We start from the raw sequence: 18,359 nt of genomic DNA on the forward strand, positions 1-18,359 counted from the left end.
AGTGCACTTCATTATCTGTTAACGCCAGCATACGGAATCTTTTCGAAGATTCAACTCCAAGGTGGTAAAATATGGTTCCTACATAAGGCTTGCAGCGACCGCCTTACTCTCTTGTTCGGATTCCATAAATCATGTCCTCATCAGTGTATATGTACATATTATAACCATTCTCATTAAAAATACAAGCACTTTGGATACGAACAGACAATTGCTTTGAGATACGGTCATGGTACACTAAAGATACCAGGAGGTTCATGATATGAAAAAAGGAATCGCTTTTATTTCAATGTGTTTATCAGTGCTAGCATTAGCAATGTGTGTTGTGCTCTTCTTTCGTTCAGGATTTGCACTCGATGAGCGTATTAGCTATGAGTTGTACTTCAACGAAAATATTTTAGTAATATGGGGACTGCTTTTTACACTTGCTGCAACGGCACTCACAACCATCATTAATCTCTATTTAACGTTCCGCTCTAAGTATTGAGCACGTGATAACAGCCTCATATTATGAGGTTTTCTTTTTGATTTCTAATAACTTAGATAACGAAAAATACGAATGTACCCATCAAGAGTACAAGGGTGAGTATTGTCGAAAGCATTAGAATTCGTCCTGTAAGTGATGGTGCATAGCGTTCCACATAGGCAATACGTGGACTATCTGCCGCATAATAAACATCAAGTGTACTCCCAAGTGGGAATGTTTCTCGCATAATTGTATTGATTGATGCGATCGAATTGCTTCTTAAGCGCAGTTTTGTATCAAGTATATCATCGACAACGTTTGTTTCGATATTGTTAAAGGGGTTCGATGTTGTCAACACATAAGTGTATTTTAGTGATGTACGATAGGTCTGATTGCCTACTCTGTATTCCACAACTGGTGCTCGCGAATTATTGCTTGAATACTTTATGACCACACCTTCGGTTTTCAATTTGTCATCCCGCTTTAAACGTCCATCTTTCTTTAAAAAATAGATTGCCAAGCCACCAAAAACGACGATAACGACACTCATGATTGCAAACATTATATAATATGCACCATCATTCATTCTAAATACCTTCTTCCCTTACTTCATAGATGATTGAATCGACAAATGATTCGTATCTTTCTATACGCACATGACGCTTCCAAAAGCAATTATACCATTTTTTTATACTAGTTTTGTCATTAAAAAAGCACCGCCGTTACGTGTTGTCCAAATAACGGCGGTGCACTACATCATTGCGATTTTCTACTTATAATACGATGTTTCCATCTTTAATGACAACAATTTCTTCACCTGATTTTGTAGTACCAACACATTGCATGTCTGCACTTCCAAACATAAAGTCAACATGAATGAGTGATTGGTTGATATCACGTGCAAGAAGTTCATCCTTCGACATCTTACCGCCATCTTCAATCAATGGATACCCTTGACCCAATGCAATATGACATGAAGCATTTTCATCAAAGAGCGTGTTATAGAATAAGGTATTCAAATTTGAAATTGGGGAATCATCAGAAATCAAAGCAATCTCTCCGATACGGCGACTATTTTCATCAGTTTCCAATAAACCAGCCAATGCCTCTTTACCAACGCTTGCATCAAAATCAACGACTTGTCCGTTTTCAAATTTTAACCAGAAGTCATCAATCAAGCGCCCATTGTTATTAAGTGGCAAGGTATTGTAGACAATCCCTTCTACAAAATTGCGATCGGGTGTTGTGAATGATTCTTCGGTAGGAATATTTGCATTAAAAGGCACACCTTTTTGTGAAGGTTTCTTGCCTCCTGACCAAATATGTCCTTCTACCAAACCTACAACGATATCGGTTCCTTTGGAATTGGTGAATCGGAGCGACTTGAAGTCATAGTTGTTGAGCGCAAGGTTTTGTTTTGCTAATTGTGCATTGTGTTGTTCCCACGCTGCTTCTGGATCATTATCAGCGCTGACACGGCATGCATAAAGAATATACTCATAGAGTTTGTCATAAGCATCCTTGGATTCCATGTCTGGAAAGACCGCTTTTGCCCAATTTTGGGATGGATATGCAGCAACAAGCCATTGACCTTGGCTGCTCATTGAGTAATTTGAAAAGCGTGTTAAGGCCTTTCCTCGTGCTTGTGCAGTAGCAGTGACCTTCTTACTATCGACATCATTCAGAAGTCCGGGGTTGGGGCTACGTAGGGCTAATTTGCATAAATCAGTCTTTAAGTAGTCATCGTGTTCATCAATTACCCATTGAGGCACACGTGTTAGCGTCTGTACATCTTGATAAAGATAATTAAGACGTGCAAGATGTTCACTGTTGAACTTAACAATAACTTCCTTGGCACCATTCTTATACGCTTCTTCGGCAAGAAGTGTTACAAACTCGTGGTGTTCAGGGTCTGCATTAATCATCAAGGTTTGACCACTTTGGACATTAACGCCCGTATTGATTAATAATTGTGCATATTTACGATCGATTGCTTTCATAGTTTCTACCTTCCTTTTCAAAAAAAAGCGTGAAATTCACGCTTAGATTACAAAATTACCTTGATCAAACACAGCGATTTCTTTGCCATCGTGTGTCAATCCAACAATCTTCATATCTTCACTTCCGAACATAAAGTCTTCATGGTTGATTGAATCATTTGAGTTGTGCGCTAAGAGTTCTTCCGCGCTCATTTCTGTTCCACCTTTAATGTTCATTGGATAAGCACGGCCTAATGCCATATGGCATGATGCATTCTCATCAAACAATGTGTTGTAAAACAGGATATTCAAATCTGAAATTGGTGACTTATGTGAAATAAGAGCAATTTCTCCAATATGACGACTTCCTTCATCTGTATTTAGAAGTTGTTCTAGGGTTTCTTTTTCTTGTTTGGCATCAAAGTCGACAACTTTACCGTCTTTGAAGTCCAACCAGAATTCATCAATAAGCTTGCCATTGTAGTTTAATGGTTTGGTGCTATAAACACGGCCATTAACATTAAGGCGATCTGGCATTGTAAATGATTCTTCAGTTGGCATGTTTGGGTTGAACTTATGTCCACCCTCAGATGTTTCTTCACCACCAGCCCAAATATGATCATTAACAAGTCCTACCACGATATCAGTACCTTTGGCATTGGTAAAGTGAAGTGACTTAAAGTTGAAATCATTCAGAACTTGATTTTGATGTGCCAGCACAGCATTGTGCTCATTCCAAGCAACAACCGGATCCCCATCTTCGCTAACACGGCTTGCATAAAGAATTGCTGACAGCAATTTCTCGTAAGCTTGAGCAACAGGAAGTTCTGGGAATACAACTGTAGCCCATTCAGGTGTCGGCAATGAAATGAGTGACCATTGGCCACGATTAGCCATTGTATACTCGCGCATTGCTTTTAAAGCCTCGCCTTGTGCTTTGGCTTGTGCCGCAAGTTTGGTCCCATCTACATCAGCCATAAGACCTGGTGATGGCGCATAAACTGAAAGACGGCATAGATCTTGTGATAAATAGTCATCATACTCAGCAACAACCCACTTTGGGACATGTGTAAATGTCTCAAAGTCTTGGTGTACAGCATGTTCTTTACCGATAATGTCGTCGCCATATTTAACGACAACTTTCTTTGCACCCGCAGCATACGCTTCTTTTACTAGCATACGTGCGAATTCATAATGTTCAGCCTTAACGTTGATAAGGAGTGTTTGTCCTTTTTGAACATTCACACCGACGCGGACTGCTAATTTTGCATATTTTTCTAATAATGACATATTTAAGCCTCCTGAGAATAACAAAGCATTGCTGCTCCAATGACTCCTGGCTCGTCTAAACTTGCAAGTACGAATTCGGTATCACGCATATGAGGGTGAACGAGGTCTTGATATGCTGCTTTCATTTTATCCCAGTACAAGTCACGCGATGATGTAACACCACCACCAATAACAAATACATGCGGATCAACAACATGTGCAATCGTCGCCATCAATTGTCCGATATCATAACTCATTTCATCAACGAGTTTGACTGCCTTGGGATCGTTTTTTTCATAAAGTTTAAAGATTTCAAAAGCAGATGTAATTTGGCGATCAATGGTTTCTTGAGCCTTACGAACCATTGCTGACCCACTGGCTTCATTTTCAACCGCCCCTGCGTTGAGTGTGTTCACATCCGAACGACGGACACGATCGCGATCAATAACAATATTACCAATCTCTCCTGCATATCCTTTTCTTCCTGAAACTACTTTCCCATCAACAACCAGCGCACCACCGATTCCTGTTGAATGCGTGACATAATAAACAACCTTTCGGCCCTTACCCGCACCAACAAGCGCTTCAGCGAGACCAGCAACATTGGCGTCGTTATCCATGTAGATTGGCATCTTAAAGTATTCTTTAAGATAGTCAACAACTGGGTAACCGGTAAATCCATTTAAATTGGTTGAAAGCGTAACGGAACCCTTCTCTGTATCAACAGGTCCAGGTATTCCAATTCCAATACCTTCGACTTCACTTAGTGAAGATAAGGTATAGATCATTTCTACAATATTGTTCAAAACAACTTCAGGACCTTCACTTGCTTGTGAAGGTCGCTTAATTTCTTCTGTAATTTCCCCAAGTTCGGTAACGACTGCTACGCGAACATTGGTTCCACCTAAGTCAATACCAATGAACTTACGCATAATTATCTCCTATTATTTAACTTCGATAATCTTCATTAAGTTAGTATTACCAGTTCCTGTAGGGTAACCTGCAGCAATAATGACTTTTTGTCCAACTTCAATTCCGAAGCTCTTTGCAAATGTTGAAGCAATTTCGTCATCATTTGTCATGTCGTTACGGACATCAGAGTAAACTGGGAATACACCCCATGATGATTGCAAGCTTCTTTGAACTTCTGGGTTAAATGTAACAGCAATGACTGGAACATTTGGACGGTATTTAGAAATACGACGTGCAGTTGTACCGGATTGTGTAAAGGCAACAATTGCAGCAACATCGTCAAGGTTTAATGCTGTTTCAGCAACGGACATACCGATGGAGTCTTGCATTGTACGTTTTGAAGTTTTAATAGCGTGGTCTAAACGTTCACGGTAAGGAAGGATTGTTTCATCTTCCATCGCGATAGAAATTTCACGCATAACACGAACAGCTTCAATTGGGTATGCTCCAACTGCTGATTCACCTGAAAGCATAATTGCATCAGTTCCATCAATAACAGCGTTCGCAACATCACTTGCTTCAGCACGTGTAGGACGTGGGTTTTGTTGCATGGATTCTAACATATGTGTTGCAGTGATAACTGGTTTACCCATACGGTTTGCGATTTTGATCATTTGTTTTTGGTAGATAGGTACTAAGTGTGTACTTACTTCAACACCCAAGTCACCACGTGCAACCATGACACCATCCGCTAACTCAAGAATGCTTTCAAGGTTATCGAATCCTTCTTGGTTTTCGATCTTAACAATGATTTGAACGTTTGGACGTCCAGCAGCTGTTAGGACTTCACGAATGTCTTTAACATCTTGTGCACGGCGTACAAATGACGCAGCAACAAAGTCAATACCGTTGTTTGCACCAAATGTGATGTCGTTACGGTCTTTTTCTGACATAAATGGCATACTTAGGACAACGTTAGGGATATTTACACCTTTACGTGTTTTGATAAATCCTGGGTTTTCAATACGGCAAATCAAGTCTTTGTCGTCTTTATCGATAACAGTTAAACGGATTTTTCCATCATCAATTAAGAGATAGTCATCAACTTTAACGTCAGCGTGTACTTCTGGTACTAAAAGTGTGAAACGTTCTTTGTTTCCTTGGTAGTCTGCATCAAATCCAACACGAACAATGTCGCCTTTTGCAAATTCAACTGCACCACCTTCGATATCGCCACAACGAATTTCAGGTCCTTTAGTATCTAAAAGAATTGCCAAGTTAATACCAATACGGTCGCTTACTTCACGAACGATATTCATACGTTTCAAGTGGTTTTCTTGAACGTCATGTGAGAAGTTGAAACGAACAATATTCATTCCCTCTTTTGCTAATGCTTCAACCATTTCAGGTGATTCTGATGCCGGTCCAATCGTACATACAATTTTAGTTTTTTTCATTTTTTCCATAATATTTATCTCTCTTCCTTCTTATACCAAACGATCGTGAAGATCGAACAATGGCTTTCTTGTTTTCTTTGGTAATTGTAACGCTTCATTAATATCAATCGTAATGAGTTGTTCCTCAACAACACCTACGCAACGGCCGCCCTCTCCAGCAACCAATGCCTGCACTGCCTTGTCACCAAATTGTGTAGCAAGGATACGATCACGTGCAGTTGGCGAACCACCACGTTGGATATGACCCAACACAGTTGCTCGACCTGAGAATCCCGAATGTTGGGAGATCTTTTGCGCAAGCAAATGAACATCGGTGATTTTCTCACTGATGATAACAATCGCATGGCGTTTGCGCTTCACTTCTTCGAAATGACGCAAGCGCGCTAAAACTTCGGATTCATCATAACCTGTTTCTTTCGTTATTATAATTTCAGCCCCTGTTGTAAGACCCGCATAGATTGCTAAATCACCACAACGGTTTCCCATTACTTCAACGACAGAACAACGATGATGGGAACTTGATGTATCGCGCAATTTATCAACGTTTTCGATGACTGTGTTCAACGCTGTATCAAACCCAATCGAATAATCTGTTGAATCGATATCATTATCAATTGTTCCAGGAATCCCAATACAATTGATACCCATTTCTGTAAGTGCTTGTGCTCCGCGGTAACTTCCATCACCACCAACAACAACAAGTCCTTCAATACCATGCTCCATGAGATTGTCAACTGCCTTTTGACGAACCTCAACAAGTTTGAAATCTTCAAGTCGAGCACTACCCAAAATAGTTCCCCCTTGAATGATGATATCACTCACATCGCCACGCTCTAACTTGCGAATGTTGTTATTCACAAGCCCTTCGTAACCATTGAAGACACCGTAGACTTCAAGCCCAGCACTAATTCCTGAACGTACTACCGCACGGATAGCAGCGTTCATACCCGGTGCATCACCACCAGAAGTCAATATGCCAATTTTTTTCATAATTCACCTCTTGAATTATCATACCATTTTTTGCCCCTTATTACTCACTAAAATCAATGATTTTAACGAATTCTTCGGTTTTCTCCTACCATTTCATAAGGTTTTGTAAGAGCATGAATCCGATCAACCAAACGTCGGGCACGAATTTCATCCGAAGTACCACGAGAATCGAGTTTGTAGAGGTCTACAAGCATCTCGGGTTGATAGTTGCTGGTAATGATTGTTTTTCGTTTATTTTCCAATCGATCATTAAGGATCGATAACAGAATTTCATCACGGCTCCACATTGTGACTGGCTCTGCACCCAAATCATCAAGGACTAAAAGGGAAACGTTGCGCAACTTGCGCAAGGTATATTCCAAAGAACCCGGACTGTTGAACATTTGCTTGAGATGACTCATTAATGTTGGTACATGAATATACGCAACTTGTTGTTGTCGTTTCGCAAATGCATTGGTTGCGCACGCTGCCAAGAAACTCTTTCCTACACCCAAGTCACCATAAATAAAATATCCCAGTTCCTTGTCAGTTGCGAGTTTCATTAGTTTTGACATGATGCCACGAAAATTCTCATTCTCTTTTTTGTAGTCCAATAACTCAAAGTGTGCTTTATGGGCACTTAATGGTAAATCAAAAATCTGATAGCGATGCAGGTACGCTTCTTCTTCAGCAATTTCGTGGACGATGGATAATTCGGAAATTACTTCAGTAATGATTCCTGTATGCTTATCGTAGGTTAAATCGACAAAACGTCCCAAATTCTGATTTGCTTGAATATCATGCTTGCTATGCTTTTGAGCGTCACGCTTCGCCATAACCCAACGTTTGAACTTCGCAGCATTATCGATAATTACAGTTTCAGGACAATCAAACATTTCCATAAAAAGTTGAATTTCAGGTTGTTCTAAAAGTGTCGCCCCCAATTGGTTGCGTGCCTCAATTTGTTCTGGAGTCAGTTCAAAAACCATCTTTTTAAATGACATCAAATCCCTCCCTTAAGCATTGCTGCGATTTCGTCATCAATTTCGCTAACATCACCTTTTATTTTATCATCTTTTGAGTATTCTGGCATCTTCACTTCAACCTTCACATTACTCTGCTTTGATTTATTAGTAGAGAGTGGTGTCGCAATTTCTTTCGCTGCTTTTTCTACGGTGTCCACACCCTTGCGTTGCCAGGTTGCTGCAATTTTTTCAACATAGTTCTTATTCAAGTTCATGTTATTGGTTGTCAGTACATATTCAATCAATGCGTTAATAACTTGATGGTTAAATTTAAAGTTCTTTTCAAGCGACTTAAGTAGGTTCCGATCAGCATCCACAATGTAGTCATGATCCTGCTTGTAAGCGAGAAAACTTACAGGATCAAGCTCGTATGCATTGGATACTGTCTCGATGTTTTGTCGTCCATGATCACGATCAATTAAAATATGGAATTTACGATTATCAAATGTTTTTGTATCAAAGTTGGTCGCAGCGATTAGTTTTGCTTTCATGTCGACATAATTCATATGATAAAACGTCCCGGCTTGTTGAACAGTCTTTAAAAGCGTTGCTGTGCGAAGGACTTCTGGATAAACCATCGGGCTTAATGTTCTAAAGAATCCTTGGACATCAAAGCGATACGCATCAACATCTTTTTCAGCAAGGTTTGAATTAAAACTATCTTCTGAAGTTTGATCCCAGGTCGACAGACGGGCAATGTCAAAGGCAGCACTGATTTCTGTATCAAGTGATGGAATTGTGCTTTGCACACGATAACGTGTACATTGATTTACAAATTGTTCGTTGCCCATAACAATCGCATAAAGGCGTCCAAACGTCGTATGCGACACAAATGCTTCAGGTCTTAAAGGTTCCATTACAATCAAGTGCAACACACCTTCAATTTCAAACGTTCTAAGCAGTGCAAACTTTTCCAATTCTTGGCGATGTTTGGTCAGTTGATGAGTATCCAATTGCAAGGCTTGCTGTAATTGGCGAACATCAATCTCACCCTGTGCATGGGCATGTTCATACAAGGTTAAGTACAACCCCATGGCTGGATGCACAAACAGCGGTTGGTAAAGCAACACCAGTGATTCAAGTTGATCGGCAGCTAATTTAAACTGCGCATCAATTTTATAGACGATTTTAATCATGCAATCTCCTTTCCAATGTTTCAAGAACACGGTCTAATTGTTCGTATAACTGCGATTCAGTATCGTTATTCCACACAATTATGTCCGATTTATTCATTTTTTGTGTTTCATCCATATGGCGTTCCATACGTTTCAGTACATCGTCTTCACGAAGACCACGTTTCATTAAACGCGGGATGCGAATGTCGTAGTCTGCATTAATCATAATAATACAGTCATACTCATTTTCCATATGCGCTTCAAAAAGCATTGGAACTTCAAAAAACACGAGCATATTTTCATGATTTTCAATGCTACGGTACAACGCTGCAACATGTTCACTGACAACTGGGAATACATGAGCCTCCAGCGCATCCAATGCTGAAGAATCAGAAAATACCCGAGCCCCCAACTTTCGACGGTCAATCGTTTCATCATCGGCGAGAATTGATGGCCCAAACAGAACACGAACTGTATCGTATAAACAACCATTGGGCTCGTAATACTGATGAACAAGCTTATCCGTATCAAATACCGGGTATCCTTTGCTTACTAAATAAGAACTGGCTTTTGACTTTCCTGCACCAATCGTGCCTGTGACTGCAATTTTCATACCTTCACCTTCTGACATTTTGGGCAGTATACGCTCGATCGTCCCCCTACAACAACCCGCTCCATGCGCGTTCCACAGCGATAACAAGATTCGCCCTCTCGACCATATGCATTTAAATTAATTTGGAATCGACCGGTAACATTCAGACCTGAAGTGTACGAACGAACCGTTGTTCCTCCCGCAGCAATGGCATTATCAAGAACATTTCGAGTGACGACCACAATATCATCACATTGTTTGCGTGTTAAGCGATTGGCTGGTGTTTCAGGGTGAATCTTCATAACATAAAGAATCTCATCCGCATAAATGTTCCCAATTCCAGCAATGATTGACTGATCCAATAACACTGTCTTTATCATGCGACGTGTTTTATGGTAAAGACCATACAAGTACGCACCTGTTAATTGGGAATCCCAAGGTTCAAAACCAAGCGATTTTGTAGCAAGATAGGCAATAGGGTCATCCATAACTGCCATACGCGAAAATTTACGTGTATCAAGGTAATGAATGTGATGATGTGAGGTTTCAATAACTAAATGTGTGTGACCATGGGGACGCACAGGATGATCATACAGATTGAACTTTCCTTCCATTCGCAAATGAAGAATCCAATGCAAGCCATTCGACATCTCAAACCATAAGTACTTACCCCGACGGTGAAACGCAACAAAAGAAGCGCCCAAAAGCGATTCTAATGGATATTGCGAGTCGGCTTCAAGCAGACTCGGATAACGGAAATCAAGTGTTTCAATGCGTTCATTGATGAGTGATTTCTCTAATGTTCTAACAATTGTCTCTACCTCTGGAAGCTCTGGCATTGTTAATCCTCCAACCAACTGGTCCCAACACTTACGGAGACCTTCATTGGAATTGGCCAATCAACAACTTTTTCCATCACATCTGTCATCAGCTCTGTGACACGGTCCAATTCATCTTCAACAACATCAAATACAAGCTCATCATGAACTTGCAATATCATGGATGATTTTAGATTGTTTGCTTTCAAAGCTTTATTTGCTTCGATCATCGCCATTTTTATAATGTCCGCTGCAGTTCCTTGAATGGGTGCGTTCATTGCCGCGCGTTTTCCAAACTCACTCACAGCACGGTTTTTGTCGTGAATTTCTGGAATATAACGTCGTCGCCCAAAGAACGTTGTTACGTATCCATCAATTTCACAGTTGGAAATCACAGTATCCATATATTTTTGAATGTTTGGATAGACTTCGTTATAGCGTTCAATAAATGATGCTGCATCTTTAACAGAAATATCCAATTGTTTCGACAACCCAAACGAGGAAATCCCGTAAACAATTCCAAAGTTTACAGACTTCGCCTGACGACGCATATTGCTATTCACTTGATCAACACCAAATATCTCTTGGGCAGTTGATGTATGAATATCAAGATTTTCATTAAACGAGGCCATCATTTTCGCTTCATCTGCAAGATAGGATAAAACGCGCAACTCAATTTGTGAATAGTCAATGGATACAAGTTTGCGGCCAGGACTGGCAACGAATGCACCACGCACGGCACGGCCTTCTTCATCACGAACCGAAATATTTTGCAAATTGGGATCACTGGATGATAATCGACCAGTTTGTGTCGCGTGTTGATTGAAGGTTGTATGAATTCGACCATCTTCATGTATATGTTTGGTAAGTCCTACAGCATACGTACTGTAAAGTTTTTGATATTTTCGATATTCAAGTATGGGTGCAATGATTGGATGAGCACCAACAAGACCTTCAAGGACATCCACTGCCGTTGAACGTTTCTTCTTGGTTGGCAACTTCAGGTTATCAAACAACATCTCGCCCAATTGTTTGGGTGAGTTGATATTAAACTCTTGACCCGCTTCAGCAAAAATAATCTCACTTAGACGTGTAATTTTCTCCGATGTTTCCGCAGCTATGCGGTCTAAAACGGAGCGATCAACACAAATCCCCAAATGCTCACACTCTGCAAGTATTGGGACTAATGGACGTTCAATATCATTATAGATACTCAAAACATTTTCTTTGATCGCAATGTCTTTCAGATTATCAAAAAGTTGCGGTAATGCCCCAACGACAGCACAGCCATTTTCGATGCCTTCATATTGCTCAAACCAAATATTGTACTCATCTTTTAAACGATCCAATGTTGTGGTCGATGAATTATTAATGAACGCTAATAAAAGCACGTCATCAAACTTTTGATTTACAGGAATATTATGCGCCATTGCAAAACGATACATAACCTTTGTGGACGCCATCAAAATTTGTTTTGTGCGGCTGAGTAAGGCATGGAAATGCGGATCCAATATCATCTCTGGAAGTGTTAAATAAGCATACTCACCGGATTTGTGAAGCGTAACACCTTGTAGACTTCCCTTTTTATCGAGGTCAGCAAGCAATGTAACATCACCATCAATCCATGACGCATCAAAATCAATCAACTTAATATCCTCTTTTACAACTTCAACAATTTCATAATCATCAACAATCAATGAATTCATGTCGTATTTACGGTAAAATGCATTTAATGAAGGATCGGGGATTTCATATTTGATTGTATCGATTTGGAGGTCATTGGGGACATCGGTATGAATCTTAGCAAGCTTGTAGGATAGGATTGCCTGTTCTTCATAAGCTCGCAAGTTATCACCCATCTTCCCTTTTATCTCATCCTTATGAGCATAAAGATTTTCGAAAGTACCGTATTCAGTAATGAGTTTTAATGCAGTTTTCTCTCCAATTGAAGGGACACCGGGAATATTATCACTTGTATCTCCCTGAAGTGCTTTTACATCAACAATTTGTGATGGCGTCAAGCCCATCTCTTCCCGAAGGGTTGCTACGTCCATAAGTTTAAGATCCGTGATCCCTTTTTTCATAAGCAACACATCAACATTGGTATCAATGAGTTGCAACATGTCACGATCACTGGTTAGGATTTCAACTTTTGTATCCGCAAATTGATGTGACAATGTACCAATAACATCGTCAGCCTCATAGCCACTGATTTCATAGCGTCTTAATGGGTAGGCATCCAAGAATTCACGAACCAGTGCAAACTGAGAAACGAGTTCTTGATCGACTTCTTTACGTGTTCCTTTATACTCATCAAACATATCGTGGCGGAAAGTCTTGTCTTTTGTATCAAAGGCAACCAAAATGTGCGTTGGTTGGATTAATTCTATTGCTTTGGTTAGCATGGTTGAAAAACCATACACCGCATTGGTAACAACTCCAGTTGATGAGGTCATATAGCCGCGTGATAACGTGCCATAGTAAGCTCGAAATAGCATCGAGTTTCCGTCAATTAGTAGTAATTTATTCATAATTTTTCCCGCCTTCTCTTTATGAAAGAAAACCCTTGAGGTTATCGATGCATCGATTCAAGGGCTTCTAAGTTCTGATACATTTTTATGATGTAATCAAATTGTTCCTCTACATCTTTATCACTAAGCGTATAAAGATTGCTGAGTTTGATTTCTTGTAATTTTAATTCAGTTTTAAGTTGATTGTATAATTTGATTTGATCTTCACTCATGCCTTCTTCATAGGCAATGAATTTTACACCATCTTGTTGGATTCGTGTACGTATATCATTTAACATTGCCTCATTTGGCAATACACCATATTTAGAAAGCGAAACAGGATATACAGCAATCCCAAAACTGCGTTGCCAGTTTCCGAATGATGGGGTCATGGTAACAATTTTGTACTCTTTCCCATTTGAACGAATCTTTTGGTAATCGGCTTGTAAATTTGTCAGTTCGACTTCCAACGCAGCAAAACGATCTTCAAATTGTTGCGCATCATCGGGATACTTTTCAATGAGCCAGTCTTTAATGCTGCGCCCCATTGATGTCATTGCTCCGGGATCCATCCATAAGAATGGATCTTTTTCATAGGTATCTACTGATTTGAAATTTGCAGTATCATAGTATGGTGACTCTAAGGTATGTTTTGAACCATCAACCTCAACCGTTGTATAACGATTGAATGTGTACAAGGATGAACGTTCTGCAAGATCAAACAGTTCAATTGAACGTTTACTGTCAGATAACTCATCACGATACAACTCCCAATAGGGTTGCAGTTCATTGATATAGAATACGACATCCGCATTCGCAAGAACATCGGCATAATCATCACGGACAGTACTTGTCTGTGGATTGGCGCCAACATCAAGACGCTCAATATTGACGCGGTCTCCAGCTAAGGCTCTTACAAGGTATTCAACAGGATAACTTGTGACCACAACATTCTTATTTTTGGGCACACAGCCTGTTAATGTTAAGAGCAGTACCGTAACTGCCATGATACTCGTAACAAATCGTTTCATACATACCTCTTTCCAACTTAGTTAGTCTCTTCAGATTCTAGTTTCCAACCATCTTTACGTAAGTAATAAACAGCACGGATTGAGAAATAAATCGGCATCGAGAGAAGAATCCCTACAAAGCCAAATAATGCACTGGATGCAAAGAATGCAAACAGCGACGATAACGGATCAATCTTATCGCGCTTGGAATAGACCATCGGTGTGATAACATAGTTATCGACATTCGACAGGATTACCAATCCAACCGTAAGTGCAATCACTCGGGACGGTGGCAAGGTTAAGGAAGTCAAGACTCCCAGTATTTGAATGGACATGGGTCCAATATAAGGAATCAAAAGGGCGAATGAAGCCATGACACCTAAAACCAATGCATAATTATGACCAATGACAGAATACAGCAAACTATACTCGACAAACGTAATAACCATGATAACAATCAATGACTGTAGATATTGTAACACAGCACGGTTAATTACTACGATAGAATTTCCCAATTTTGGCGAAATTGCATTGGCTCCGCGAAGTATTTTCGCAGTAATATCTTCATAATCAAAAATACAATACAATCCAATAACCAATGAGAATAAACTTGTTGTTAGTATGCCAATGAGTTGACCAATAAACTGTGATGCAATTGTAGGAATTGTTGGAATGCTTCCAATGAGTCCCTTCATCATTTTTACAGCTTCATTAAAGAGATCGTTAACCCATGGTTCAGGCGTACCATTCGTAAACTCAGTATACATTTCATAGAGTTTTTGAATGCCATCAACACTGGAATTAATGATGGTTGTAATGTCGGTTGCTAATTTTGGAACAATCGAAGAGAACAACAAGATAACTAAGAAAACAAAGACAAGCAATGTTACGGGAACAACAATTTGCCGTTTGATCTTATAACGCTCGAAATACTTTGTTATCGGGTGCAGAATATAGGCAATACCAAACCCAATTACAAAGGGCAACATAATTCCCTTTACTGTAGTGTATATCGACGACCATATACTCGAGGTAAGCGTTAGTAAATAAATAATAACCAACGTCATGATAATCATTAATAAGCGTCGTATTGATACATTCCGATGCAAGAAATTACTGATTTTTTTTGGAACACTCATAGTACCCCTCCACTAACGCATGTAAACATTTTGTGCGCGTTTTAATATTTGTTTATGCATTACATTATAGCCATATCTTACCACAGGTATGAGGGCTATGTTTCCCAGTACGACCCAGAAAATGCGCGTTGACATAAACTGAGCCAAGGATTGATTGAATCCCTTTAAGAAATAGATTAAGACAAACGTTATAATTTCTTTCACGAAAATCGCAATAATTACCATAACCACAAACTCAAGGGCGGTTGTACCAATATGGCGATCCCATAGACGAACCATAACCACTGTAACTGTGTATGCAATGAAGAATATTGGAAATGAAGCAATGTGGTTCAAGTCCATCCATATCCCAAGCAGTCCCGCTTTGATGATCGTCTCTTCACGAGAGTCGTTTTGTGTCAGGAGTAAAATGGCCATAAATGCTAAGTTACTGATAAATGTTATATGTGACCAGGCAAACTGACGAAACACTGCATTAATGATTGAATCAAGCAACAACATTACGACGACATAGGCGAAGTGTGCAAAACGAATGGTTCTCATGGTCGTTTCACCACCGCAATATAACCGATATTATCAAAGTTTACACTTGATTTAACATACACTTCAACACCCGTTCCTTCGGATATATTTTTGACCGATTCGACTTTTCCAACAAGCAAGCCTCGTGGATACACTCCCGATCCTCCTGAAGTTGACACAAGCATATCTGCTGTGATTGAGCTTGTTGTTTCAAGCAATCTAACCGTAAACACGCCTTTTTCATGGTTATAGGATTCCAAAATACCAGGAACATACTCGCCCGGTGCAACTTCAATGCTTACAGATACGCGCGAATTGTCATCATTGGCAACAAGGAGCGCAACTACAGCACTGTCATCATTGACGTCAATAACGCGTCCAATAACGCCATGGGATGTCATCACACCATCATTAACTGCGACGCCTTGATTGCGTCCAATATCGATGTTCACAACACTGTCCCATTTTTCACTGGAACGGTTGCTAACCATCCCTTTGATAAGTTCATTTTCTGTATAAAGACTGTTAAGTCCATTAAGTTCTTTAAGTTCATCACGCTCCGCTTCAAGAGCGCGAATGTATGTGTTCATGTGTGCCGCAGCATCCAGTTCTTCACGCAGGCGGTCGTTTTCATAACGCACATCCCACATCGTTGCGACATCGTTTGTAAAATTGCTGACTGTCTCGATTGGATAATCAATTAAGCCATAACGCAACATTGATATGAAACCAAAGAAGTTTCGGTCGACACTTTGATAAAAGGCTGAATTCTTCACGAAATTCATCCCTAAAAGTGCAACGATAATTGTTATTAAGAGTCCAAGAAGGACACGTTTAAATCTGCTTTTCTGTTTCATTTCATCACCTATTTTATTATACTTAAGAATCTGCTACTTTACAAACAAAAGAACAAGACTTCACGTCTTATTCTTCAAACAAATAGGGATGTTGAGATTTAAGTGAAATATACGCGCCCTGACCTACAATAATATGGTCAAGAATTTCAATTCCAACAAGATTTCCTGCGCGCACCATGATTTCTGTCACTTCTTTATCAGCGTAGCTTGCCACCATCGTGCCACCGGGGTGGTTGTGTGCGAGAATAATGCGCGATGCATTGCGAGCAACAGCTTCTCTAATAATATCACGAGGATGGACAACACTGTGATCGACCGTACCTTTAAAAAGTATCTCGTGACCAAGCAGATTGTTTTGATTGTTTAGAAATATGACTAAAAAATTCTCTTGTTCTGCATAGCCCACTTCCCGATTGACCCACGCAACCAATGCCTGAGGTTCATGGATTGACACCGAACTTCCAATACGTGGTTTCACAATACGTTTGCTCAATTCCATCACCGCCAACAATTCAATACCCTTCGCGGTTTTAATGCCGTCAATACTACAAAAATCATTCAGGGTCATCTCGCTAAATCGCTGTAATTCATCACAACGTGAAAGCACATCATCCGCCAATTCAAGAGCAGACTTCTTTTGCGTTCCAGTTCGTATAAACAAGGCTAATAGCTCACGATCGGATAAACTACCAATACCATACTCCAGCGCCTTCTCACGCGGACGTGACGAAGGGTGCATTGATTGGATTTTCAAACAAACACCTCCACAATCAAATACACCCTTATTTTATAAATCCCTAATCAAGAACTGATGTTACAGCAGGAGCAAATTTCTCTGCGACATACTTACGGACTGATTCATCTTCGAAAGCTTTTAAAATGGCTTTTGTCTTATCAGACTCTTCATTCCCACCTTTTACAGCAACCACATTCACGATTTCCGCAATTTTCTCGGGAGAAATTGTTTCCGCTTGTAAAGCGCGATCGGTTACACCTGATGATAATGCATAGTTACCATTTAAGATTACATACTCAGAATCATTGATCAATGCCGCGATTCCATCACTTTGAATTTCTTTAATTGTAATGTTTTTATTGAACTTTACAATATCTTTTTGTGTTGAAGTATCACGATTTTCATTGAGCTCAATCCAACCAAGTTCTTCAAGCAACTTTAACGCACGGGGTAAGTTTGTTGCATCATCTGGCACAAGTACTGTATCACCATCCGCAACATCTGTTAATGCCGTCTTTTTACCACTATAGATTGCAATGGGCTCATAGTGAACTTTCAATACTGGAACCACATTCGTACCATTTGCTTCATTGAAGTCTTCAAGATACGGTATGTGTTGGAAGTAGTTTGCATCCAAGCTGCCTGCATTCACTTCTGTATTGGGAATCTTGTAGTCATCAAATACTACAACTTCAAGTGTATACCCTTGTGCTTCTAAGGGACCTTTCAGTTGATTTAATATCTCTGCATGCGGTAAGGGTGTTGCCCCTATCTTGATAACTTTATCATCACTCGATTGCTTTGCGCCACACCCCACCAATACCAGTAATGCAGCCAATACACTTAACACTTTTTTCATATTCTTTTCCTCCTCTTTCGTCTCAAAAATATAAAAAACGCCCATCCCTAAGGATGAGCGTGCTCATGTTACCACCTTAATTTATCAGCATTTTGCAATACTGACCTTACCGAGTACTATCATACTC

At 39.9% G+C, this 18,359-nt stretch carries 18 protein-coding genes and 1 other annotated feature (1 of these 19 only partly in view); of the genes, 1 reads left to right on the forward strand and 17 read right to left on the reverse strand.

Annotated features, from left to right (window positions below; genetic code table 11):
• The first annotated feature begins 259 nt into the window (after nt 1-259).
• On the forward strand, nt 260-484 hold the full coding sequence (locus G7062_RS07815; RefSeq protein ID WP_166065354.1) for a hypothetical protein: 225 nt from the start codon (nt 260-262) through the stop codon (nt 482-484).
• Between the two features lie 52 nt (nt 485-536).
• Here G7062_RS07815 and G7062_RS07820 read toward each other — a convergent pair whose 3' ends face one another.
• From G7062_RS07820 to G7062_RS07900, 17 genes are all read right to left on the reverse strand, one after another.
• Entirely contained in the window at nt 537-1,049 is a 513-nt protein-coding gene (locus G7062_RS07820; RefSeq protein ID WP_166065355.1) for a DUF3592 domain-containing protein, read from the reverse strand.
• Between the two features lie 187 nt (nt 1,050-1,236).
• On the reverse strand, nt 1,237-2,463 hold the full coding sequence (locus G7062_RS07825; protein WP_166065356.1) for an aminopeptidase: 1,227 nt from the start codon (nt 2,461-2,463) through the stop codon (nt 1,237-1,239).
• A 42-nt stretch (nt 2,464-2,505) separates the two neighbouring features.
• Complete coding sequence (locus G7062_RS07830) at nt 2,506-3,732, reverse strand: aminopeptidase (RefSeq protein ID WP_166065357.1); 1,227 nt, start codon at nt 3,730-3,732, stop codon at nt 2,506-2,508.
• Nucleotides 3,733-3,734: 2 nt separating this feature from the next.
• Nucleotides 3,735-4,643: an ROK family protein gene (locus tag G7062_RS07835; protein ID WP_166065358.1), complete on the reverse strand. Its 909-nt coding sequence runs from the start codon at nt 4,641-4,643 to the stop codon at nt 3,735-3,737.
• A gap of 12 nt (nt 4,644-4,655) precedes the next feature.
• A complete protein-coding gene (gene pyk, locus G7062_RS07840; protein WP_166065359.1) occupies nt 4,656-6,089 on the reverse strand; it encodes a pyruvate kinase in 1,434 nt (477 codons plus the stop codon).
• Between the two features lie 21 nt (nt 6,090-6,110).
• Nucleotides 6,111-7,070: a 6-phosphofructokinase gene (pfkA, locus tag G7062_RS07845; RefSeq protein ID WP_166065360.1), complete on the reverse strand. Its 960-nt coding sequence runs from the start codon at nt 7,068-7,070 to the stop codon at nt 6,111-6,113.
• Between the two features lie 62 nt (nt 7,071-7,132).
• Nucleotides 7,133-8,053, reverse strand: coding sequence for an ATP-binding protein (locus G7062_RS07850; protein ID WP_166065361.1), 921 nt, complete (start codon nt 8,051-8,053; stop codon nt 7,133-7,135).
• Complete coding sequence (locus tag G7062_RS07855; protein ID WP_166065362.1) at nt 8,053-9,210, reverse strand: DnaD domain protein; 1,158 nt, start codon at nt 9,208-9,210, stop codon at nt 8,053-8,055. The genes G7062_RS07850 and G7062_RS07855 overlap by 1 nt, the downstream gene beginning before the upstream one ends.
• On the reverse strand, nt 9,203-9,802 hold the full coding sequence (gene coaE / locus G7062_RS07860) for a dephospho-CoA kinase (RefSeq protein WP_166065363.1): 600 nt from the start codon (nt 9,800-9,802) through the stop codon (nt 9,203-9,205). The genes G7062_RS07855 and coaE overlap by 8 nt, the downstream gene beginning before the upstream one ends.
• The gene (mutM, locus tag G7062_RS07865; RefSeq protein ID WP_166065364.1) at nt 9,799-10,620 is read right to left on the reverse strand and encodes a bifunctional DNA-formamidopyrimidine glycosylase/DNA-(apurinic or apyrimidinic site) lyase; all 822 of its coding nucleotides are present in this window, start codon (nt 10,618-10,620) and stop codon (nt 9,799-9,801) included. Before mutM ends, coaE begins: the two co-directional genes overlap by 4 nt.
• A 2-nt stretch (nt 10,621-10,622) precedes the next feature.
• A complete protein-coding gene (gene polA, locus G7062_RS07870) occupies nt 10,623-13,130 on the reverse strand; it encodes a DNA polymerase I (protein ID WP_166065365.1) in 2,508 nt (835 codons plus the stop codon).
• Between the two features lie 41 nt (nt 13,131-13,171).
• The gene (locus G7062_RS07875; protein WP_166065366.1) at nt 13,172-14,140 is read right to left on the reverse strand and encodes a metal ABC transporter substrate-binding protein; all 969 of its coding nucleotides are present in this window, start codon (nt 14,138-14,140) and stop codon (nt 13,172-13,174) included.
• A 17-nt stretch (nt 14,141-14,157) separates the two neighbouring features.
• On the reverse strand, nt 14,158-15,258 hold the full coding sequence (locus G7062_RS07880) for an AI-2E family transporter (protein WP_166065367.1): 1,101 nt from the start codon (nt 15,256-15,258) through the stop codon (nt 14,158-14,160).
• A gap of 12 nt (nt 15,259-15,270) precedes the next feature.
• Complete coding sequence (locus G7062_RS07885; RefSeq protein ID WP_166065368.1) at nt 15,271-15,801, reverse strand: hypothetical protein; 531 nt, start codon at nt 15,799-15,801, stop codon at nt 15,271-15,273.
• Nucleotides 15,798-16,637, reverse strand: a complete 840-nt coding sequence (gene mreC / locus G7062_RS07890; RefSeq protein ID WP_166065369.1) for a rod shape-determining protein MreC — start codon at nt 16,635-16,637, stop codon at nt 15,798-15,800. Before mreC ends, G7062_RS07885 begins: the two co-directional genes overlap by 4 nt.
• A gap of 67 nt (nt 16,638-16,704) precedes the next feature.
• Nucleotides 16,705-17,391 carry a DNA repair protein RadC gene (radC, locus tag G7062_RS07895; protein ID WP_166065370.1) on the reverse strand — a complete coding sequence of 229 codons (687 nt, stop codon included), beginning with the start codon at nt 17,389-17,391 and terminating at the stop codon, nt 16,705-16,707.
• A gap of 43 nt (nt 17,392-17,434) precedes the next feature.
• Nucleotides 17,435-18,232: a MetQ/NlpA family ABC transporter substrate-binding protein gene (locus G7062_RS07900; RefSeq protein ID WP_166065371.1), complete on the reverse strand. Its 798-nt coding sequence runs from the start codon at nt 18,230-18,232 to the stop codon at nt 17,435-17,437.
• Between the two features lie 46 nt (nt 18,233-18,278).
• Nucleotides 18,279-18,359, reverse strand: a binding site (T-box leader); it runs 154 nt beyond the window's last position.

Source organism: Erysipelothrix sp. HDW6C (assembly GCF_011299615.1).
Taxonomy (GTDB): Bacteria; Bacillota_I; Bacilli_A; order Erysipelotrichales; family Erysipelotrichaceae; genus Erysipelothrix.